Origin of the sequence: Bacillus sp. FSL R5-0576, from assembly GCF_038004765.1 — a bacterium.
Lineage (GTDB): Bacteria > Bacillota > Bacilli > Bacillales > Bacillaceae > Bacillus > Bacillus subtilis.
In genome coordinates, this window is record NZ_JBBORU010000001.1 from 3562247 (window position 1) to 3583480 (window position 21234).

Sequence of the window (21234 nt, forward strand, 5' to 3'; positions counted from 1 at the left end):
CTCATTTATCAAAAGTTAGAAACAGGAGCCGGGGCCGCCTGAAAATGATAAGCCGCAGCTCCCTTGTTCAGCATATAAATCTGAAACTTCTTCTCGATGACTGCTCGGTATCACAAAGCGGTCATCATATTTGGCAATCGCAAGCAGCCGATACATATCTTCAATTTGCTGTTCTGTTAAGCCGACACTGGAGATCAGTTCCGGGTCGATTGATTTATTCGTCTGGATCGCTCTCATATACTGGCGCATGACAGACATTTTCTTCAACGTTGACCGAATATGATCCGTATCACCGGCTGTTAACAGCTGCGCCAAATAATCTATCGGGATTCTCATTTGGTCGATAGCCGGAAAAATATCTTCCGCGGATTGCCGGCTGCCTTTTCCTTCAAAGAGATTCATAATCGGGCTGAGCGGCGGAATGTACCACACCATTGGCAGGGTGCGGTACTCTGGATGAAGCGGCAGCGCAATCTTCCAGTCAATGATCATTTTATAGATCGGCGATTGCTGCGCAGCCTCTATCCATTCAGCCGGAATGCCTTGTTCTTTTGCCAGCTTGGCAACCTCAGGATCATTTGGATCAAGAAAAACGTCCAATTGGGAATGGTAGAGATCCTTTTCATTTTCAACAGATGCCGCTTCCTCCACTTTGTCCGCGTCATACAGCATGACGCCGAGGTAGCGGATTCTGCCAACACACGTCTCAGAGCAGATGGTTGGCAGTCCCGCCTCCAAACGCGGAAAGCAGAGTGTGCATTTTTCCGCTTTGTTCGTTTGCCAGTTAAAATAGACTTTTTTATAAGGACAGGATGAGACGCAATATCTCCATGAACGGCATGCGTTTTGATCCACAAGCACAATGCCGTCCTCCTCGCGTTTGTACATGGCGCCGGATGGACAGGATGAGACGCACGCCGGGTTGATGCAGTGCTCGCAAATACGGGGCAAATACATCATAAAAACCTCATCGAATTCTGTTTTGATCGATTCCTCCATCTTTTGTACGTTGGGATCTTCAAGCCCCGTTATGTGGCCGCCCGCGAGATCATCCTCCCAGTTCGGTCCCCATTCGATATTCATGAAATCCCCCGTCAAGGACGATTTCGGGCGTGCTACCGGCTGGTGTTTTTTCTGCGGGCTGTTCGTTAATGTTTCATAATCATAGTTCCAAGGTTCATAGTAATCATCAATTGACGGCTGATTCGGATTATAGAAAAGGCCTGCAAGCCGATTGGTTTTCGAGCCCGATTTCAGCTCGAGCTTTCCTTTTTTCAATGTCCAGCCGCCTTTATATTTGTCCTGGTCCTCCCATTGCTTCGGGTAGCCGATGCCCGGCTTTGTTTCTACATTATTGAAGTACATATATTCCGCACCGGAACGGTTTGTCCACGTGTTTTTGCAGGTGACGCTGCACGTGTGGCAGCCGATGCATTTATCCAAGTTCATGACCATACCGATTTGCGCTTTAATCTTCAAGCCAATCGACCTCCTTCAGCTTGCGGATGACGACGTTCAGGTCGCGCTGATTCCCCGTTGGACCGTAATAATTAAAGCCGTAGCTGAGCTGGGCGTAGCCCCCGATCATCTGTGTCGGCTTGACGTGAATCCTTGTCGGGCTGTTATGGGTGCCTCCGCGGTTATTCGTCAGCTTTGTTCCGGGCACGTTGATGTGGCGGTCCTGGGCATGGTGCATAAACGCCATTCCTTTAGGAATCCGATGAGACAAAACCGCTCTCGCGACGACAACACCGTTTCGGTTAAAGCATTCAATCCAATCGTTGTCTTTGATATCCGTGTCCTCTGCATCATCTTTATTCATCCACACGGTCGGCCCACCGCGGAACAGCGTCAGCATCGGCAGAGAATCAAAATACATGCTGTGGACAGACCATTTATTATGCGGCGTCAAATAATTGAGGACGATTTCTTTTCCCTCTTGATCAGGCCGCTTGCTCAGAAACGGGCGATGCTGGAGGATCGGTTTGAATGTCGCCATCGTTTCACCGAATTCCATCATCAGTTCATGATCGACATAATAGGATTGTCTGCCTGTCAGCGTCCGCCACGGGATTAATTTTTCAACATTCGTCGTAAACGGCGAATACCTGCGCCCTCCTTTTTCAGAGCCGGAAAACGCTGGAGACGTGATCACCGTTTTCGGCTGGGCTGTAATTTGTTCGAACGTAAAGCATTCTTCCTCGCGTTCTTCCGCCAGGTCTTTCAGCTTCAGGTTCGTGATGTTTTCAAGTGATTCCCATGCTTTGACGGCGACCTTTCCATTCGAAGTGGATGATAGGGCTAAAATCGCTTCTGCTGCCTGCTTTGCTTCACTTATATTTGGACATCCCTTTGCGACGCTGTCCGAGGTGATTTCTCCCAATCTCTGTTTGAGTGATTCATATTCATCGGCTATTGACCAGCTCATCCCTTTTGTTCCGCTCGGCTTTAGAGCAACGTTCGGACCAAGTGCAGTCATTTTATGAAAAATGTGTTTGTAATCCCGTTCAACGACTTGGATGTTCGGCATCGTTTTTCCCGGAATGGCTTCACATTCGCCTTTGCTCCAGTCATTGATTTTGCCGAATGGCTGGGCCAATTCCTGCATGGTGTCATGGAGGAGCGGCGTCGCAACCACTTCTTTCACCGGCTCCATATCGACTTCTTCTGCCAGATCGGAAACGGCTTTTGACAGCGCCTTGAAAATATCCCAGTCTGACTTCGATTCCCACGGAGCCGAGATCGCAGGAGCAAAAGGATGAATGAACGGATGCATATCTGTGCTGCTGAGATCGTGTTTTTCATACCATGTCGCCGCCGGCAGCACGATATCGGAATACAGCGCCGTACCGGCCATTCGGAAGTCAAGATTGATTAACAAGTCGAGCTTTCCTTCCGGCGCCTGCTCCCGCCATTTGATTTCTTCAGGGCGGATGCTGTCGCTGTCGTCATTCATCAAGCCGTTTGTCGTCCCAAGCAAATGCTTGAGAAAATATTCATGCCCTTTTCCTGAGCTTGAGATCAGATTTGCCCGCCATACGAAGAGATTTCTTGGAAAATTCACTTCATTGTCGGGATCTTCAATCGCGAATTTCAGTTTTTTCTCTTGGAGCTGTGAGGCCACGTACGCACCAACGTCTTCAGGTGTTTCTGCCCCTGCTTTTTCAGCTTCTTTATACAGATCGATGCCATTTTGATTGAAAGTCGGGTAAGACGGAAGCCACCCCAGCCGCGCCGCCAGCACATTGTAATCAGCGTGGTGCTTGTAGCGGGATGACGCAGCAATCGGTGATGCCAAATCACTGATCGGCTGGTCCTCATAACGCCACTGATCTGTCGCAAAGTAGAAAAATGAGGTGCCGTTTTGCAGCTTGGGCACGCCTTCCCAGTCCTTTGCAGTTGCAATCGTCTGCCACCCTTCAGCAGGTCGGAGCTTTTCCTGCCCCACGTAATGGGCCCAGCCTCCGCCGTTTACGCCTTGGGCGCCTACAAGTAAAACAAGATTTAACACCGCTCGGTAGATCGTGTCGGAGTTGAACCAGTGGTTAATGCCAGCCCCTACGATAATCATGGACCGGCCGTCTGTATCGATCGCATTTTGAGCAAACTCTCTGGCAATCTTAACGACAGCTTCTTTTTTGATTCCTGTCATTTGTTCCTGCCAAGCAGGCGTAAACGGCTCAGGGTCATCATAGGAGACAGCCGATCGTTCGCCGATGCCCCGGTTCACGCCGTAGTTAGCCAGTATCAAGTCAAACACGGTCGTGATGTACGTTTCTTCACCGTTCAGGTTCATTTTTTTAATAGGAAGATCCCGCTCGAGCACTTTGTTTCCGTCATTTGAAAAATACGGGATGCGCACCGTGCCGATTTCGTCCTCTATTCCCAGCACAGAGAGACGGGGTTCAATCGGTTCCCCGGTTTCTTCATCAATCATGTGCAGGTTCCATTTCTGCTGCCCGTCCCAGCGCGAGCCCATTGTCCCTTGGGGTATGGCAAATGAACTTGTCTGTTCATCCCAAACTGCAGGCTTCCACTGATCATGCTTTGTCTTCCGCCCGATGTCCTTCGCATGCAGAAACCGTCCCGCTGTGTATACGCCATTTTCTTTTGACAGAGTGACGAGAAATGGAAAATCAGTGTATTGCTTCGCGTACTCAATAAAACGTTCAGTTTCTTGGTTCACGTAAAATTCCTGCAGAATAACGTGACCCATCGCCATCGCAAGCGCCCCGTCAGTCCCTTGGCGAATACTCAGCCAGTCATCCGCGAACTTTGAGGATTCCGCAAAATCTGGACTGATCGAAATGACCTTAGCGCCTTTATAGCGGGCCTCCGCCAAAAAATGCGCGTCAGGCGTTCTCGTTAACGGAACGTTGGAGCCCCATGTGATAATATAGCCGGAATTGTACCAATCACTGCTTTCCGGAACGTCCGTCTGGTCACCCCAAATTTGCGGGGATGCTGGAGGAAGATCCGCATACCAGTCATAAAAACTGAGCATAGGGCCTCCGATTAACGACATAAACCGGGAGCCTGATGCGTGGCTGATCATGGACATGGCCGGAATCGGAGAAAAACCGACGTTTCGGTCAGGCCCGTATTTCATCACTGTATACAGCAGAGAGGCTGAAATCAGCTTCAGCACCTCCGGCCATTCAGCGCGCACAAAACCGCCTTTCCCTCTCGCCTGTTTATAAGACTTCGCTTTTTCAGGGTTTTCGACGATCGATTTCCAGGCTTCCAATGGATTTTGATGCGTCTGCAATGCCTCCCGCCACAAATTGATCAGCACACCGCGCACGTATGGATATTTCACACGGAGCGGGCTGTAGATATACCATGAAAAACTGGCCCCCCGCGGGCAGCCTCTCGGTTCAAAATCAGGCATATCCGGGCCTGTTGATGGATAATTCAAATTTTGCCCTTCCCACGTGACAATTCCGTTTTTCACATAAATATTCCAGCTGCAAGACCCTGTACAGTTGACGCCGTGGGTGGAGCGAACGACTTTGTCGTACTGCCATCTGTTTCTGTATACATTCTCCCAATCGCGATCCTCGCGGGTAGTTTGGCTATGTTTATTTGAATGGTGTTCGATAGGAGAGAAATAATTCAATCTCCTAAACAACGGACTCATTTTCTTTTTCTTCATGAGAGTTCACTCCTTCCGAGTCAGGTGATGCTAAGTTCACTATAAACAGAGACAGCGCGTTTCCTTGTGAACTATGTCACACACTCTGCTTTTTTCACAAAATGTTCACACAAAGGAGAAGGAAGGATTTTCACAAGATGTGAGGAAGGCTGCGTTCAGGCAGGACGCTTGGGTCATTAGCCGCCTTTCATTCAAAGATCCAAAAAAACCGGCTCTATTTAAGAACCGGGCTCGGCGTTTTCATCCTGTGATGTATGCAGATACCGCAAAAATAATTGATAGGAACAAAAAACATTTTGCTGAAGCATAGCCAAAAAGTTCATTTGCAGCTGCGGATGATAAGACATCATTTTCTTAAATATGTAATATGGGATGTTGAGAATCAGAATGTCTGAAGTGGCATTGACTGAGATAAAGGGCGATAAATAAAGCCCGCCTTTTTCATCAATCGGAAACACATCGCCTTTTTCCCACAGCGCAACGGTTTTCGACCCTTCAGGGAGCCTTGTGTCCATAAAACGGACACTGCCTTTTAATACAATATAAACAGATTGAGAATGAAGAAAAGATGGAGACTGATCACATGAACCGCGGATAAACGTGCCGTTTTTCAGCAAGGTTTCGACAATGGATAGAGGCACTTCATTAAACATAGGAAGTTGTTTCAGAAATAATAAATAGTCACACTGATTCATAGGAAAACCTCCTGTGCTAAGGATAGCTTTAGTGTAGCTCGACTGAGCCTGTACAGCAGTGATGTATTTCACAGCCTGTATGATGAATGTCACTTATCAGGAGGGTGAATGCATTTATAATGAAAGAAAAAAGGAGGATTTCGATGAAGGCGCTGATTCCGAAGCAGCACGGGGCGTGGGCGATGCTGCTGATCCCATTTTTACTCGGCATGGTCAAGGGAGGCCCCGTTATTTGGCATATTCCGCTCTTCCTAGGCTGGCTTTTCCTATACTTAGCGGTTTATCCCGTTACGCTTGCCTTAAAAAAGAAACAAAGCAAACCATATCAAAAGTGGATGTGTTATTACGGTTTTCCCGCCTGCTGCTTTTTGATGATCTCGGTCTTTCATAAGCCGCCTCTCATCTGGGTGGGCGTTTCTTTACTGCCGCTGTTTCTCATACATATGTATTTTGCCCGCAGAAAAAACGAACGAGCCCTATTGAATGATGTTGCAGGTGTCTTGTTCTTTTGTTCGGGCGGGTTTGCGAGCTGCTGGCTGGGGATGGGAACCCTTGACGGCTGGGCTTGGTTTATTTTCTTGCAGTCTGCTTTATTTTTTATCGGGAGTTCCTTTTATGTGAAATCGGTGATCCGCGAGAGAAAAAACAGGGCATTTGCATACTGGTCATGGGGATATCACCTGCTGCTCCCCTTTTTATCCGCTCTTTTCGGAGCAGGATGGGCGTTTCTCGCTTTTATTCCGAGCAGCTTGCGGGCATGGTTTTTTCATGGAAGGGATTGGCCCGTAAAAACGATTGGCATTCTGGAAATCGTGAATGCCTGCTTCTTTCTTGCCGTCATGTGCCTGTTTATCACAAGGTAAAAAAAACAAGGACACCACTGTCCTTGTTTTTTCAGTCAATATTGCAAATCTCCAGCGGGCAATTTTCACACTCAATCTCACATCGTAAATAGTCCCGCTTGTGCAAAATAATTTTTCCGGATTCGTCTATCGAAATAACCCCTTTTTTGCGGAGATCTCCGAGCATACGATTGACGCTTTCCCGTGCAGCCGCGCAAAACTTTGCCAAATCCTGATTTGTCAGGACAATGTTAATCAGAATGCCGTCGCTTCGCTCCACTCCGTAGCTGTTTGATAAGCGGATAAGGGTAGAATAGAGCGCCCCCTTTTTGCCATGAAGAAGCAGATCCCTGATTTTGGACTGAATCTTCCGGAGGTGCGTGCTCATCCATTTCATGAACTCAAATGTCAAAGCGCCGTTTTGGATTAATTCTTTTTCCAGCTTATTTTTATTAATGACGAGCACCTCGCCATCCTCTAGCACTTTTGCACTGAGCATATACCTCGGTTCTTCAGTGAAAAGTGTTAATTCTCCGACGATATCATGCTTTTGGCAGATTCTAAGCGTCAGGTCTTTTCCGTCAGATGTCAGCTTGCCGATTTCAATGAGTCCTGATTGAATCAGATAAAGCTCTTCTGCATCCATTCCTTCTCGAAACAAATACGTGTGTTTTTCCATTTTTCTTTTCGTGCTGATCGATTCCAGCAATTCATGCAGATCGCTGGATATAAGATCTCTATCAGATGGTCGAACAGAGAGAAAATTCATGAGCTCACCTCGAAGAAAGTCACGTTGTGTGTTTATTGTAACGTGAATTGATTTGTACCCATCGAGAAAAAACTAACAATCTTGTGAATGCCCCAGTGTTAGTTGATGCTCTGGCTGTTTCTCTCCGTGTGTGTTTTCATTCTTTCCTGCCAATACATCCATATGACAAGGACAAAGCTGGCTAACGCCACCTCTGAAAGCGCCATAAACCCGATCGCGTACTGGCCTGTTGCCTGAAACACACTCGCCAATATGAGCGGAGGAAAAAAGCCGCCTAATCCGCCCATGGCAGACACAATCCCATTGGCAATCCCCGCTTGCTTCGAAAAATAGAAAGGCACCAGTTTAAAAACAGTCCCGTTTCCTATGCCTGAGCAGACGGCCACGGTTAATGATCCAAACGTATAAAGGCCGATTGTCGGCGAGAACGATAGGATAATGCCTGATAATGTAAGCCCGGCAAAAACAAACATCAAGATGCGGAGCGGGCTCATTTTATCAGCCAGGAATCCGCCCGCAGGCCTGAGCAGCGTAGAAACCGCAATAAAGCCAGCCGTCCGCAAGCCGGCATCTGCAGGATTCAGCCCAAAATGCTCCACCAGAAAGTTCGGCAGATAGATAGTGAAGGCGACAAAGGCACCGAACGTAATAAAATAAAACAGGCTCAGAAACCATAGCACATGATTTCGGTAAACGGCTTTGATTTGAGTCTTAACAGAAACTTTGACCTTCTTCTCATGCCTGTCACCGAACAAAACGTGCAGTAAGGCAAAGACAGCCAGCAAAACCAGATACATCTGCACGGTTGATTTCCACCCGACGGCTTGAGCGATAACCGGCGCTGCAAATGTCGTAACGGCTGTCCCGATATTTCCTGCACCGTAAATCCCATTGACGACACCGTGCTTTTCTTTCGGATAATATTTCGGGAGGGAGGTCACTCCAATGGAAAACACCGCTCCCCCGATCCCTAAGAAAAAGCCGCCGGCGATTAAATCAAACAGAGAATCCGCGATACTGATCCAAAATACAGGAAATAAAAGCAGGATGAAACTGATCATAAACATCAGCCGCGCGCCAAACCTGTTCGTTAAATACCCTAGAGGAATGCGAAGAAGCGACCCGAGGATAACGGGAATCGCCGTCACCAAAGAAATCTCGCCCTTGCTTAAATGAATATCTAATGTGATTTGGGAAATGAGTGATGAAATCAGCACCCAAACCATAAACCCTGCCACCAAGCTTAATGACTGTAACGATAATTGAATGTGTTGACGGTTGATCATTTGGCTTGCCCCTTTCAATGATTCAATAATCAGTCTTATCATACAAAAACTCGGCAAACAGGATTGTGAATTACATCACACGTTTTTCTCATAAAAAAAGGACAAAGCCCGAAGACTTTGTCCTTTTGATCGTGATTACATTTTTTCCGGAGCCGATACGCCGATCAGCTGAAGCGCATTGTTCAGCGTAATTTGCGTTGCCTTCATTAAAGCCAGGCGCGCGCGGCTTTTCTCTTCATTTTCAGGGTCGATGACTTTCTCTGCATTGTAGAAGCTGTGCAGAGCAGAAGCCAGATCATAAATATAGTTAGTGACACGGTGCGGAATTCGTTTTTCCGCTGCTTCCGCCACTGCCTCTGGGAAGCCGCCGATCGTTTTCAGCAGATCGTATTCTTTTTCTGATTGAATATGGCTGAAATCAAGATCTGCCGCCGGTTTAAGTCCCTGCTCTTCCCCTTGGCGAAGCATGCTGCAAATACGGGCATGCGCGTATTGTGCATAATACACGGGGTTTTCGTTAGATGTTGATACAGCAAGATCTAAGTCAAAATCCATATGGGTGTCCGCACTTCGCATCGCAAAGAAGTAACGAACGGCATCCAAGCCGACTTCTTCAATCAGGTCACGCATCGTTACGGCTTTACCGGTCCGTTTGCTCATTTTCATTTTCTCGCCGTTTTTGTAAAGGTGAACGAGCTGAATGATTTCTACTTCAAGCGTTCCTTTTTCATAGCCCAGCGCTTCAATTGCCGCTTTCATACGCGGGATGTAGCCGTGGTGATCGGCGCCCCAAACGTTGATCAGCTTATCAAAGCCGCGGTCAAGCTTGTCCTTATGATACGCGATATCAGGAAGCAGGTACGTGTACGTGCCGTCCTTCTTGATCAATACGCGGTCTTTATCATCGCCGAACGTCGTGGAACGGAACCAAGTCGCGCCGTCTTCTTCATAGACATGGCCTTTTTCGCGGAGCGCTTCAAGCGCCTTGTCAATTTTTCCATTTTGGTACAGTGAAGTTTCTGAATACCACACATCAAACGGCACACGGAAGTTTTCCAAGTCCTTGCGAAGCTTTTCCAGCTCGTATTTCAGGCCGTATTCACGGAAAAACGCGAGGCGTTCACTTTCCTCTTCGTTAACGAAACGATCACCGTATTCCTCAGCGAGACGCTTTCCGATCGCAATGATATCCTCACCGCGGTAGCCATCCTCCGGCATCGGTTTTTCCAATCCGAGTGCTTCAAAGTAACGGACTTCAACAGAAAGCGCCAGATTGTTGATTTGGTTTCCCGCATCGTTAATGTAGTATTCGCGGCTTACATCGTAACCCGCTTTTGAAAGCACGTTGCACAAGGAATCGCCGACAGCCGCCCCGCGCGCATGCCCGAGGTGAAGGTCTCCCGTCGGATTCGCTGATACGAATTCTACCTGAACTCGTTCACCGTTTCCGATGTTCGTTTCCCCGTATGCTTCCCCTGCTTCCAGTACAGACGGAATCAGCTTTGTTAAATACTGATTGTTCATATAGAAATTGATAAAACCCGGGCCGGCGATATCCAGTTTTTCAATCGAAGCCTTCCCTTTATCAAAATGGGCGACAATCTCTTCAGCGATTTGACGCGGCGCTTTTTTTGCCACTCTTGCCAGCTGCATCGCCATATTCGTTGAGTAGTCGCCGTGTGTTTTATCTTTCGGTGTTTCTAAAACAACATTGGGAATCTGGCTTTCTTCAGCCAGTCCCGCTTTCAGAACGGCCGCTTTAATTTCTTCTTTCAGCACGTCCTTCATTTGTTCCGCAATGTTCATGCGTGAGTTCCTCCCTCATACGTGATCGTCATATTATGTAAATGCTCCTGCTCGTCTCCGACATGCATGTCATATGCGATGCTGATACGGCCTTTTTCTTCATCGAGATCAGATTGAATCGATTTTGTGCTTGTTTTCAGCTCAAGCTCACCAAATGACATTTTATATTTAGCAATTGTGGAAGCTCCCGTTACGAAACGCTGATTCATTTTGACAGCGCCTGACCTCATGACCAGGACTTCGCCTTCGCTTACTTTCACAATCGTTTTGACTTTGCCTAAGTCGTGTTCTTCATAATAAGATAGATACACTTTATTTTGTTTTACATAGTAAAATCCGGTGGTGCGGAATTCGATGACTTCTTGGTTTCCGTCATCCTCGATCACAGACTTCACATGGAGTGTTATCGGTGTCTCTTGCTTCATTCTGACACGTCCTTTTCATCATTCCACTTTGACTTGAATAGTATAATCATTCGGTTTGTAAACTTCAACTGCTTCTATCTTACCATCATTGCTCATCAGATTTGAAGATAAACCTCATAAAAAGCATTTCCTTATATAGAAGAGAAAATCATATCACTAATTACCTTTAGGAAATGTTACATTTTTCCGAAATCTATCATTTTCTTTTCACATTTTTTTCAAATTATATGTATTGAATTAGTAATTTGATAGTTTTAAGATAAAAGTACAACATAGATCTGCTAGAAAAACAAAAAAAGGGAGGATTCAATTATGAAAAAAGCTGTCATTGTAGAAAACAAAGGTTGTGCAACATGCTCGATCGGAGCCGCTTGTCTAGTGGACGGTCCTATCCCTGATTTTGAAATTGCCGGTGCAACAGGTCTATTCGGTCTATGGGGGTAAGGATCTCCCAAAAGGGCATAGTCATTCTACTATGCCCTTTTTAAGTAAATTACAATTTTTAACTAAAATCTACCTCTTGGATATACATACACAACCGTTTTTCATTTGAATCATATGTATAGGGGATGGTATTTTGTTTATAGAGCAGATGTTTCCATTTATTAATGAAAGTGTAAGAGTTCACCAGCTTCCTGAGGGCGGCGTGTTAGAAATCGACTACTTGCGCGATAATGTCTCCATTTCTGACTTTGAGTATTTGGATCTCAACAAAACGGCTTACGAGCTCTGCATGCGCATGGATGGCCAAAAAACAGCTGAGCAGATTTTAGCTGAGCAATGTGCAGTGTATGATGAATCACCGGAAGACCATAAAGATTGGTATTACGACATGCTCAACATGCTCCAGAACAAGCAGGTGATCCAGCTTGGAAACCGGGCCAGCCGCCATACAATCACCACGAGCGGAAGCAATGAATTTCCGATGCCCCTGCACGCCACCTTTGAACTGACGCACCGCTGTAATTTGAAATGCGCCCACTGTTATTTGGAAAGCTCACCTGAAGCGCTCGGCACCGTGTCGATTGAGCAATTCAAAAAAACGGCTGATATGCTGTTTGATAACGGTGTATTGACATGCGAAATCACAGGTGGAGAAATTTTTGTCCATCCAAACGCCAATGAGATTCTTGACTATGTGTGTAAAAAGTTCAAAAAAGTCGCTGTCTTAACAAACGGAACACTCATGCGAAAAGAGAGCCTGGAGCTTTTGAAGACTTACAAGCAAAAAATCATCGTCGGCATTTCTCTTGATAGTGTCAATTCCGAGGTCCATGACTCCTTTAGAGGGAGAAAAGGCTCTTTTGCCCAAACTTGTAAAACGATAAAATTGTTGAGTGACCACGGTATATTTGTCAGAGTCGCTATGTCTGTCTTCGAAAAAAACATGTGGGAAATCCACGATATGGCCCAAAAGGTTCGGGATCTCGGGGCGAAGGCGTTCTCTTACAATTGGGTTGATGATTTCGGAAGAGGCAGGGATATTGTCCATCCAACGAAAGACGCCGAGCAGCACCACAAGTTTATGGAATACGAGCAAAATGTGATTGATGAGTTTAAAGATCTGATTCCGATTATTCCCTATGAGAGAAAACGCGCGGCAAATTGCGGCGCTGGCTGGAAGTCCATTGTGATCAGCCCGTTCGGCGAAGTACGTCCTTGCGCCCTCTTTCCAAAGGAATTTTCATTGGGAAATATTTTTCATGATTCCTATGAAAGCATCTTTAACTCCCCTCTCGTCCATAAACTGTGGCAAGCGCAGGCGCCGCGGTTCAGCGAACATTGCATGAAAGACAAATGCCCGTTCAGCGGCTATTGCGGAGGCTGTTACTTAAAAGGGCTGAACTCTAACAAATATCACCGGAAAAACATTTGCTCTTGGGCGAAAAATGAACAATTAGAAGACGTGGTCCAGCTTATTTAGGAGGGAAACGATTTGTCACCAGCACAAAGAAGAATTTTACTGTATATCCTTTCATTTATATTTGTCATCGGCGCAGTCGTCTATTTTGTCAAAAGCGACTATCTGTTTACGCTGATTTTCATTGCCATTGCCATTCTGTTCGGGATGCGCGCGCGGAAGGCTGACTCGCGATGAGCATTTTGGATATACACGATGTATCCGTTTGGTATGAACGGGACAACGTCATCTTAGAACAAGTGGATTTACATTTAGAAAAAGGCGCCGTTTACGGGTTGCTTGGGGTAAACGGCGCCGGAAAAACGACACTGATTAATACGCTGACAGGCGTGAACCGCAATTTCAGCGGGCGCTTTACACTGTGCGGAATTGAAGCGGAGGCCGGCATGCCGCAGAAAACATCAGATCAGCTGAAGACTCACCGTTACTTCGCCGCCGATTATCCGCTGCTATTTACAGAAATTACGGCGAAGGACTATGTGTCTTTCGTCCATTCGCTTTATCAAAAGGATTTTTCAGAGCAGCAGTTTGCCAGTTTGGCCGAGGCCTTTCATTTTTCGAAATACATCAATAGGAGAATTTCGGAGCTGTCCTTGGGGAACAGGCAAAAGGTTGTATTGATGACAGGCTTATTGCTGCGCGCTCCCCTGTTTATTTTGGATGAGCCGCTCGTCGGTTTGGATGTGGAATCGATAGAGGTTTTTTATCAGAAAATGCGCGAGTACTGTGAAGCAGGCGGGACCATTTTGTTTTCTTCTCATCTGCTCGATGTCGTGCAAAGATTTTGTGATTATGCGGCTATTCTTCACAACAAACAGATTCAAAAGGTCATTCCGATTGGAGAGGAGACCGATCTGCGGCGGGAATTTTTTGAGGTGATCGGCCATGAATAACATAATCCCTATCATGTCTTTGCTGTTCAAACAGCTTTACAGCCGGCAAGGGAAAAAGGATGCCATCCGCATTGCCGCAGGCCTTGTCATTCTGGCCGTGTTTGAAATTGGGCTGATCCGCCAGGCCGGCATTGATGAATCGGTGTTGCGCAAAACGTATATCATACTCGCGCTTCTCTTAATGAACGCATATATGGTGTTTCTTTCTGTGACATCTCAATGGAAGGAATCTTATATGAAACTGAGCTGCCTGCTGCCGATTTCTTCACGGAGCTTTTGGCTCGCCCAGAGTGTCGTTTTGTTTGTCGATACCTGTTTGAGAAGAACTTTATTCTTTTTTATTTTACCGCTGTTCTTATTTGGAAACGGAACGCTGTCAGGGGCGCAAACATTGTTTTGGCTCGGCAGGTTTTCGTTTTTTACCGTTTACTCCATTATTTTCGGAGTTGTGCTAAGCAACCACTTCGTCAAAAAGAAGAACTTGATGTTTCTGCTGCATGCGGCGATATTCGCCTGTGTATGTCTCAGCGCCGCTTTGATGCCGGCCACCACGCTTCCGCTTTGCGCGGTTCATATGCTGTGGGCGGTGATCATTGACTTTCCTGTCTTTCTGCAGGCGCCTCCGCAGCAGGGCAAGATGCATTCATTTATGCGGCGATCTGAATTTTCGTTTTACAAAAGAGAATGGAACCGATTTATCTCTTCTAAAGCGATGCTGTTAAATTACGCGGTAATGGCGGTATTCAGCGGCTTCTTTTCGTTCCAGATGATGAACACCGGCATCTTCAATCAGCAAGTGATTTATATCGTGATTTCCGCGCTTTTGCTCATCTGCTCGCCGATCGCCCTTTTGTACTCGATTGAAAAAAATGACCGGATGTTGCTCATCACGCTTCCGATCAAGCGGAAAACGATGTTTTGGGCGAAATATCGCTTTTATTCAGGCCTATTGGCAGGCGGATTTCTCCTTGTCGTGATGATTGTGGGTTTCATCAGCGGCCGTCCGATTTCAGTTCTCACTTTTTTGCAGTGCATTGAGTTGCTGCTGGCGGGAGCTTTTATCAGGTTAACTGCGGATGAAAAAAGGCCCTCCTTCAGCTGGCAGACGGAGCAGCAGCTATGGAGCGGTTTCTCAAAATATCGGTCTTATCTGTTTTGTCTTCCCCTATTCTTAGCCACATTAGCCGGCACCGCTGTATCCTTGGCGGTCATTCCGATAGCCGGTCTGGTCATAGTCTATTACCTGCAAAAACAGGATGGTGGTTTCTTTGATACAAGCAAAAGAGAACGGCTTGGAAGTTAACCTGCTGAAGACTCATCAATTTTCAACTATATCAATCGCCGCGAGCTTTCTGAAACCGATCGAAAGCGCGGCGGAACCTGAGGAAGAAACAATTTATTTTTACGGCGCCGCCGCGTACCTGAAGGAGCAAATCATTGACGCTTTCGGTTGTGCTGCCGGCAGCCGTTTCATGTACTCAGCGAATCTCTTTTTTGATCAGCAGCTGAAAACCTGCGGGACCCGTTTGATTCACCCATTATATAACGGGAATCTTCATGTTGACGCCCTGCTGAAAACTTTTGCAGACTTGTCTTTCCCTTCTTCTCTTTCATTCGAAGCAGTTGAAAAGGCCAGGAATGAGCTGCTGCTGAGAATCGAAAAGAAATTCACTGATCCTTTCTCCTACTCGGCGGCGCGCTTGGCTGAGGAGGTCTTCGGAAACCCGATGTACGGCACAGGCATGTTTGGCCGGAGAGACAGGATAAAGGCGATTCATCCTAAACGGTTTCTCGACGCAACGGACTTTATCGTTGATTTAGTGTCCCAGCAAAAACAGCTGAACATATTGGGACAAGTACAAGCATGTGATGTTCGGGGACATGCCCCGCAAACGTCCGCTGTAACGTCCGGAAGAATACCCGTAAACCGGCATATTTTTGAAACAGAGACACGCAGCGCTGCAGGTCCTTCCGTCTTGACACTCGGATTTGACTGCGGAGAGATGAAAGATGCCAGCGATTATATCAAAATACAGCTAATAGACGGATTACTGGGAAAGTACGGCCATTCCGCTTTATTCAAGCACTTCAGAGAGAAGGATCTGGCAGTCTATCACGTTATCACCCGTTACGATGTCATGAACAATTTGCTGCTTGTTTCAATATGTACAGATCAGCTTCATGAGAAAGACATTCCCCCGCGCGTTTTGGAAGCTGTCTCAGCTTTTCATACAGATGAGCGGGAACTAGAACAGGCAAAGCAGTTTTTACGCAATGAATTGCTGCTGCAATTCGATTCTCCCGAAGGTCTATTGGCCTATATGGGGGTCCTGCGCCGCTTCTCCTGCACGAAAGAAGCCTTGCTGGATGGCATCTCAGCGGTTACATGCCGTGATGTATTGCAATTCATAGCGACCATCAATTATATCGGAGCTCATGTAGTAAGGGGATGAAGAGATGGAAAAGAAAGCCTTTTTTCAACAGCTGGATGAACGAACCGATATCAGATACACAGACAGCGGACTAAAAATATTCAGATTGAAATTCCCCCGCGCCCACCTGCGGCTGTGCAATGTAAAAATCGATTTTGGAAGCCGGGATGTATGTATACGGGCAGAATCCGGTGATACACTGCTTCCGTATGGCACAGCACATTTTTTAGAGCATCTTCTCTTCTGGCATAACGGCCGCAATCTGTACAGTGATTTTTTTGCGCATGGCGCGCTTTTAAACGCATTCACTACCTACACCGATACCAATTTCATGTTTACCTCATTACCGGATCGGCTCAGACAAACGATTCCCATCCTGCTTGATGCTTTATGGAACCACTCATTTGACAAGAAGATTGTCGCTCAGGAAAAAGCTGTGATTACAAGCGAAATTCAAACAGCACACCTTAACCATCAGCTCTCATATCATTATCAGCTGATCAGCATGCTTTCTCCCTCCTCACCAGCTGCCGTTTTCCCCGCAGGCAGAATCGAAGATATTGAGGCGCTGGACATCAGTGATTTACAAAAAGCCTATAAGGCTGCCTACCAAGCCCATCGGATGACGCTGTTTTTGATTGGGGGCTCAGAAAATACAGAAACGCTTTTGCCTCCTCACCTCCAGCTGGAAAAGCGTCCGGATTATCATGCTGAAAGAAAAATCATCCCGGCATGCCCTCCAGCCCTCTCACAAAAAATGATGCTGGGTGATGAGGAGCGGATGGAAGATACCTGGACCGGATTACAGATCGGCGCACTTCCCGGGCAAAACGATCTGTTGTCGATAAAGCTTTATTGGGATATCGCGGCTCGTATTCTATTTCAATTAGATTCACCGTTTTTTCAAGAGATTCAGCAAACGTACCGCCTGGAAATCGATCGCTTGTCAGCCGAGACTTATATATATGAGGATGGCGGTTTCTTGATCCTTCACAGTCAAGGGACCCATTCTTCAGCTTATATCGATGTGGCTTCATACTATGTCACACAGAAGAAAGAACAGGTTGCCGCCTGGCTTCAATACGGCAAGGACTCTTTGACAGACGCGATCATTTATGACAGCGATTATGTGCGTAAATGCTTCGAGTGGGCAGCCGAGTGTGACAGGTGCGATTGCTCGTTTCTTGACATGTACCACATCATTCAAGATATGGATGCGCAGGTTTTCTTGTCTCTCATTGATGCAATGGCATCTTCTAACAAAGCGATCATTCACGTTTCTCAGAAAGAGGCGATCAGACAATGAAACAAAGCACTGTCTTTACCCTTTTATTGCTGCTTATAGGTATGGCGGCTTATTCCTTCGGCTGGGTTCAGGCCGTTGCCGAAGCCGCCGCCCAATATGTACAGATGATCAACAATGATGCTGTGCGGCTCGGACTGCTGGCTTGTACCGCTGCCCTCCTGATGCTGCCTGCTTTTCTCTATCTTCACTATGTCACCCAATCCGTGAAAAACATGACAGCAGCTTTTCAGAAACTCACACAGTCTCATCAAAGCTGCTGTGACTTTCAGCAACACAACTTGTGCAGCCGATATGCAGAAGACGTCAAATCGCTGCGTGACAGCTATAAAAACGTCCGCCAAACATACGTGATGGCTGCCGTGTTGTGCCAAGTCATCATATTCGGCTGCATGTTCGAAATCGTTAAAGCCGTCCCTTTCCGCCTTCATACGCCCCCTGCCTTTTCAATGGGACTTGCGATGCTACTGATCCTGTATTTATTGTTTTGCATGCGAACGTATTTGCGGCAGCTTTTCCGGCACGGCAGCCTGTTCAGAAAAGTGTTTGCGGGAGCACTGGCAGCAGCCGGGATTTGGTGGATGCTCAGTTTCTCTATAAGTGAACTGCTGTTTCTGATTATCCTGGCTGCCATTCAGCAAATCGGATCATTTATTTATAAACGATTCTCTTATCACAGCACCGCTTCTCTTGATCTATAAAATAGCTACATCGCAATCGCAGACGGACCCGCGCCAACCGGAATCACCGTCACGGCTGTATAATCACTTGTGCGGTACACGGTCACAGCATTGTCGTTGGGCTGTGCCGCATAAATATACTGTTTGTCCGGCGTTACGGCGAGGTCAAAGGCGCCGGGGAGAGACACGTTTGCAATGATCCTCTGTCTGGCCGTATTAACTACGTATAAGTTATTAATGAGAAACGGTTCACTATATGGCTCTAGAAAATAAGCTCTAGTACTATCGAGAGAAAATACAATCGTCCTCAGCGTTTCAAATAAACGGCTGAAGTCCCCTCCCCTGCTTAATGGTGACAAACTAATCTCCGTTACACCTTTCGGCCACAGCTCACCATTCAATACGTACGCAAAATTTCCAGCGTAAGGAGTTGTAATTAAACTGGGAAATTCAAATGTATCTATGATACTTTCTACCAACTGCCCAGTATTTACATCATATTTATCAACCGACCAACTGCTTCCATTAGCGGTATAGACATACTGTCCATTCGGATCAAGAGCAAAGTCTAAAGCGCCGGGTATCGGAATGACATCAATGACCGATTGAGAGGCCGTGTTAATCACATATATAGATCCGGCGGCCATCACGTATGCGAACTCATCTGTTGGATCAAATTCGATTTTTCTCGGCCCTCCTCCAACAGTAATGGTATTTATGATAGTTAATGTTTTATTATCAATCACTGAGACAAGGTTGGTATTTCCATGGAGGATATACGTGAATGCTTTATCGAAAGTAACGCCTAGATTAGTTGGCACAGCAGAAAACGGGATTGTTTTTACAATAGTGTTTAAATCTGCATCAATGACTGAAACCGTGCTGTCTCCAGTATTGGCAGTAAACACATACGATTGAGGGTCTGGCGATGGCGGTAAAACAAGTATCCCGGCCACCGTGAGCGGACTGCCGTAGAAAGGCGGCACAATGAGAAGATCTTCCACTGTCATTTGACTAAAATCAGGACAGCGGCCAGACTGTGCTGCATAATAAACAACTTGATCAATCTCTTCAGTATGAATCACAGAAACAGCCCCGTCTCCTTGTCCATATTGATTTCGTACAGGCGACACACTGACAAGAAGCGTAATGGCCCCTTGTACTCTCACGGCATATCGAACACCGATATCTTCTGGTTCCGGCCCAGTCTGGATTAAGCAAGGCTCACTGATACAGGACAAATTGTCTGTACTCCATGTAACAGCCGCTGACGCTTCGGCCGAATCAACCTTGAAGCCCTCAGGGATATCTATCGGCACTTGAAACGGCGCTTCCCGGCTAATTTCCTCATCACAAAAACAGAAACAATTTTCCTGTAAAACAGAAAGATCATTCTTTTTCATGATTTCACGTCCTTTTAGAAATGCACCACACATAGTTGATTAAATCGCAATAGCTCCCGGTGAAACCCCAAGAGATATGACAGTCTCCACGGAGTAATCATCCGTGTTGTAAACAATGATGCTCTGCTCTATAAAACGAGTTGCATACAGAAAATCGCCATTCGGGGTAAACGCATAGTCTGTTGCTGATTGCGGAAGATTTCCAATTACACCTGCTCCATTCGGACTGACAGAATATAAATTGCCAGTGAAGCTGTCATGTAAATACACCTCTGATCCACTCGTAAACATTACATATAGCCCGTCAGGCTCCAGCTCTTGGGTATCCCTGATCGTAAACGTATTTAAATCAATAACCGTCAAATAATTGAATAAGAATTCTTGTTCTAATACATACGCATACCGCTCCGTAGAATCTGTTTCTATGGATGATACGATAAGCTCTCGTTCAATCGTTCCTAAGACTTCACCGGTAGATAAGTCCACTTTTTGCACTAACCCAAAATTAAGAACATAGGCGAACAACCCATTGGGGTCAATTGCAATATCAAAACCTTCTACAGGAATAGACCTCTCAACAGTCAACGTATCAATTCCAATCACATAAATGGCAGTACCGGTGAAAACATAAGCAAACTCATGATTAGGGATAAATCTAATCAATCGAGGCGGCTGATCCAGCAATATAGTTGCTGTCACTGTTAATGTGTCATAATCGATGACAGAAATCACATTATTGTTGGGATGTAAGACAAACACAGCGCTTTTATCTGGCGTAATTTCAATACCTGCCGGATTGTACGGAAGAGCAATCGTTGTCACAACAGTATGGGTGTTTGTATCAATCACAGAAACTGATTGATCATTTGGATTCGCTGTAAACGCGTAGACGGGTTCCGGCTCCGGTACAAGCACAATCGTCCCCGTCACCGATAAAGGACTGCCGTAAAACGGCGGAACAACAACAAGGTTCTCAATCGTGATGTCACTGATATCCGGGCAATCATCCGGTTCATCGGAATAATAGACGACTTGATCGATTTCTGCATTGTGAATGACGGAAACAGCCCCGTCCCCTTGTCCATATTGATTTCGCACAGGTGAGACACTGACGAGTAGCGTAACGGTTCCCTGCAGGCGCACTGCAAATTGAACACCGACCTCATCAGGCTCTGGCCCCGTTTGAATTAAGCAACGGTCACTGACACAAGAAAGGCTGTCTGCATTCCACGTCACGTTTGCAACAGCTTCAGCCGGATCAACGACAAATCCTTCAGGTAATTCAATCGGCGCTTGAAACATGGCTTCTCGGCTTGCTTCTCCCTCACAAAAACATAAGCACTCTTCTTGTTCTGCTCCTGCTTTTTCTTTAAAGGAAAGCTTATTTTTTCTCATTCCTTCACTTCCTTTTCAGACATACACTGCTCACGCAGATATAACAGAATATGGAAGGGTAACGTGTTTGCTTGTACAAATTGCTGAGGGTAAAAGCTTCTTTTTGAAAATATATCTCCAAACATGCGGTGTAACGAAAGAAAAAATTGCGGTTTTTTTGCGCTTCTCACAAGAATGTTGATGATAAAATATGACATATATAGAATTATGAAGGGAGGGATTTGCAAAC

General features: G+C 46.2%; 20 protein-coding genes. 10 read left to right on the forward strand and 10 right to left on the reverse strand.

Annotated elements, in window-relative coordinates; genetic code table 11:
- Positions 1-15 precede the first annotated feature (15 nt).
- The 3 genes from narH to arfM form a co-directional block, all read right to left on the reverse strand.
- Positions 16-1479, reverse strand: a complete 1464-nt coding sequence (gene narH / locus NX903_RS18300) for a nitrate reductase subunit beta (RefSeq protein ID WP_014481212.1) — start codon at positions 1477-1479, stop codon at positions 16-18.
- A complete protein-coding gene (locus tag NX903_RS18305; protein ID WP_086344436.1) occupies positions 1469-5155 on the reverse strand; it encodes a nitrate reductase subunit alpha in 3687 nt (1228 codons plus the stop codon). Before NX903_RS18305 ends, narH begins: the two co-directional genes overlap by 11 nt.
- Positions 5156-5373: 218 nt before the next feature.
- On the reverse strand, positions 5374-5850 hold the full coding sequence (arfM, locus tag NX903_RS18310) for a Crp/Fnr family transcriptional regulator ArfM (protein WP_003243032.1): 477 nt from the start codon (positions 5848-5850) through the stop codon (positions 5374-5376).
- Positions 5851-5993: 143 nt separating this feature from the next.
- Between arfM and NX903_RS18315 the strand changes: the two genes are divergently transcribed.
- Positions 5994-6713, forward strand: coding sequence for a YwiC-like family protein (locus NX903_RS18315; RefSeq protein WP_014481214.1), 720 nt, complete (start codon positions 5994-5996; stop codon positions 6711-6713).
- Positions 6714-6744: 31 nt separating this feature from the next.
- On the opposite strand, the gene fnr is transcribed toward NX903_RS18315, so the two are convergent.
- The 4 genes from fnr to NX903_RS18335 all read right to left on the reverse strand — a co-directional run bounded on the left by fnr (position 6745) and on the right by NX903_RS18335 (position 10978).
- Positions 6745-7461, reverse strand: coding sequence for a fumarate/nitrate reduction transcriptional regulator Fnr (gene fnr, locus NX903_RS18320; protein ID WP_086344437.1), 717 nt, complete (start codon positions 7459-7461; stop codon positions 6745-6747).
- A 98-nt stretch (positions 7462-7559) separates the two neighbouring features.
- Entirely contained in the window at positions 7560-8747 is a 1188-nt protein-coding gene (gene narK, locus NX903_RS18325; RefSeq protein ID WP_046381397.1) for a nitrate transporter NarK, read from the reverse strand.
- 135 nt (positions 8748-8882) lie between these two features.
- On the reverse strand, positions 8883-10553 hold the full coding sequence (gene argS, locus NX903_RS18330) for an arginine--tRNA ligase (protein ID WP_003227570.1): 1671 nt from the start codon (positions 10551-10553) through the stop codon (positions 8883-8885).
- Positions 10550-10978 carry a DUF1934 domain-containing protein gene (locus tag NX903_RS18335; protein ID WP_003243604.1) on the reverse strand — a complete coding sequence of 143 codons (429 nt, stop codon included), beginning with the start codon at positions 10976-10978 and terminating at the stop codon, positions 10550-10552. The genes argS and NX903_RS18335 overlap by 4 nt, the downstream gene beginning before the upstream one ends.
- Before the next feature lie 312 nt (positions 10979-11290).
- Between NX903_RS18335 and sboA the strand changes: the two genes are divergently transcribed.
- Genes sboA through albG form a run of 9 tightly spaced genes read left to right on the forward strand, consistent with a single transcriptional unit; the run spans position 11291 to position 18228 of the window.
- The gene (gene sboA, locus NX903_RS18340; RefSeq protein WP_003222002.1) at positions 11291-11422 is read left to right on the forward strand and encodes a subtilosin A; all 132 of its coding nucleotides are present in this window, start codon (positions 11291-11293) and stop codon (positions 11420-11422) included.
- Positions 11379-11531, forward strand: coding sequence for a bacteriocin-like protein SboX (sboX, locus tag NX903_RS18345; RefSeq protein WP_010886632.1), 153 nt, complete (start codon positions 11379-11381; stop codon positions 11529-11531). The genes sboA and sboX overlap by 44 nt, the downstream gene beginning before the upstream one ends.
- A gap of 24 nt (positions 11532-11555) precedes the next feature.
- Positions 11556-12902, forward strand: coding sequence for a subtilosin maturase AlbA (albA, locus tag NX903_RS18350; RefSeq protein WP_038829820.1), 1347 nt, complete (start codon positions 11556-11558; stop codon positions 12900-12902).
- Positions 12903-12914: 12 nt separating this feature from the next.
- A complete protein-coding gene (albB, locus tag NX903_RS18355; protein WP_003222006.1) occupies positions 12915-13076 on the forward strand; it encodes an antilisterial bacteriocin subtilosin biosynthesis protein AlbB in 162 nt (53 codons plus the stop codon).
- The gene (locus NX903_RS18360) at positions 13073-13792 is read left to right on the forward strand and encodes an ABC transporter ATP-binding protein (RefSeq protein ID WP_003227564.1); all 720 of its coding nucleotides are present in this window, start codon (positions 13073-13075) and stop codon (positions 13790-13792) included. The genes albB and NX903_RS18360 overlap by 4 nt, the downstream gene beginning before the upstream one ends.
- Positions 13785-15095 carry an antilisterial bacteriocin subtilosin biosynthesis protein AlbD gene (gene albD, locus NX903_RS18365; protein WP_046381398.1) on the forward strand — a complete coding sequence of 437 codons (1311 nt, stop codon included), beginning with the start codon at positions 13785-13787 and terminating at the stop codon, positions 15093-15095. Before NX903_RS18360 ends, albD begins: the two co-directional genes overlap by 8 nt.
- Complete coding sequence (albE, locus tag NX903_RS18370; protein ID WP_086344631.1) at positions 15085-16245, forward strand: antilisterial bacteriocin subtilosin biosynthesis protein AlbE; 1161 nt, start codon at positions 15085-15087, stop codon at positions 16243-16245. Before albD ends, albE begins: the two co-directional genes overlap by 11 nt.
- A gap of 4 nt (positions 16246-16249) precedes the next feature.
- Positions 16250-17530, forward strand: coding sequence for a M16 family metallopeptidase (locus NX903_RS18375; protein WP_086344438.1), 1281 nt, complete (start codon positions 16250-16252; stop codon positions 17528-17530).
- On the forward strand, positions 17527-18228 hold the full coding sequence (albG, locus tag NX903_RS18380) for an antilisterial bacteriocin subtilosin biosynthesis protein AlbG (protein ID WP_003243391.1): 702 nt from the start codon (positions 17527-17529) through the stop codon (positions 18226-18228). Before NX903_RS18375 ends, albG begins: the two co-directional genes overlap by 4 nt.
- Positions 18229-18233: 5 nt before the next feature.
- Here the strand turns inward: albG and NX903_RS18385 are convergent, their stop codons facing one another.
- The 3 genes from NX903_RS18385 to NX903_RS18395 are packed head-to-tail and all read right to left on the reverse strand — an operon-like array spanning position 18234 to position 21232.
- Positions 18234-19610, reverse strand: coding sequence for a YncE family protein (locus NX903_RS18385; RefSeq protein WP_086344439.1), 1377 nt, complete (start codon positions 19608-19610; stop codon positions 18234-18236).
- Between the two features lie 39 nt (positions 19611-19649).
- Positions 19650-21005 carry a YncE family protein gene (locus tag NX903_RS18390; protein ID WP_086344440.1) on the reverse strand — a complete coding sequence of 452 codons (1356 nt, stop codon included), beginning with the start codon at positions 21003-21005 and terminating at the stop codon, positions 19650-19652.
- Positions 21002-21232 carry a hypothetical protein gene (locus NX903_RS18395; RefSeq protein WP_024572000.1) on the reverse strand — a complete coding sequence of 77 codons (231 nt, stop codon included), beginning with the start codon at positions 21230-21232 and terminating at the stop codon, positions 21002-21004. Before NX903_RS18395 ends, NX903_RS18390 begins: the two co-directional genes overlap by 4 nt.
- Positions 21233-21234 lie beyond the last annotated feature (2 nt).

What these genes read in the sequence shown, in the direction of transcription:
- NX903_RS18305 (WP_086344436.1), bottom strand. Translation starts at nt 5,155, where the DNA reads ATGAAGAAAAAGAAAATGAGTCCGTTGTTTAGGAGATTGAATTATTTC.
- arfM (WP_003243032.1), bottom strand. Translation starts at nt 5,850, where the DNA reads ATGAATCAGTGTGACTATTTATTATTTCTGAAACAACTTCCTATGTTT.
- NX903_RS18315 (WP_014481214.1), top strand. Translation starts at nt 5,994, where the DNA reads ATGAAGGCGCTGATTCCGAAGCAGCACGGGGCGTGGGCGATGCTGCTG.
- fnr (WP_086344437.1), bottom strand. Translation starts at nt 7,461, where the DNA reads ATGAATTTTCTCTCTGTTCGACCATCTGATAGAGATCTTATATCCAGC.
- narK (WP_046381397.1), bottom strand. Translation starts at nt 8,747, where the DNA reads ATGATCAACCGTCAACACATTCAATTATCGTTACAGTCATTAAGCTTG.
- argS (WP_003227570.1), bottom strand. Translation starts at nt 10,553, where the DNA reads ATGAACATTGCGGAACAAATGAAGGACGTGCTGAAAGAAGAAATTAAA.
- NX903_RS18335 (WP_003243604.1), bottom strand. Translation starts at nt 10,978, where the DNA reads ATGAAGCAAGAGACACCGATAACACTCCATGTGAAGTCTGTGATCGAG.
- sboA (WP_003222002.1), top strand. Translation starts at nt 11,291, where the DNA reads ATGAAAAAAGCTGTCATTGTAGAAAACAAAGGTTGTGCAACATGCTCG.
- NX903_RS18360 (WP_003227564.1), top strand. Translation starts at nt 13,073, where the DNA reads ATGAGCATTTTGGATATACACGATGTATCCGTTTGGTATGAACGGGAC.
- albD (WP_046381398.1), top strand. Translation starts at nt 13,785, where the DNA reads ATGAATAACATAATCCCTATCATGTCTTTGCTGTTCAAACAGCTTTAC.
- NX903_RS18375 (WP_086344438.1), top strand. Translation starts at nt 16,250, where the DNA reads ATGGAAAAGAAAGCCTTTTTTCAACAGCTGGATGAACGAACCGATATC.
- albG (WP_003243391.1), top strand. Translation starts at nt 17,527, where the DNA reads ATGAAACAAAGCACTGTCTTTACCCTTTTATTGCTGCTTATAGGTATG.
- NX903_RS18385 (WP_086344439.1), bottom strand. Translation starts at nt 19,610, where the DNA reads ATGAAAAAGAATGATCTTTCTGTTTTACAGGAAAATTGTTTCTGTTTT.
- NX903_RS18390 (WP_086344440.1), bottom strand. Translation starts at nt 21,005, where the DNA reads ATGAGAAAAAATAAGCTTTCCTTTAAAGAAAAAGCAGGAGCAGAACAA.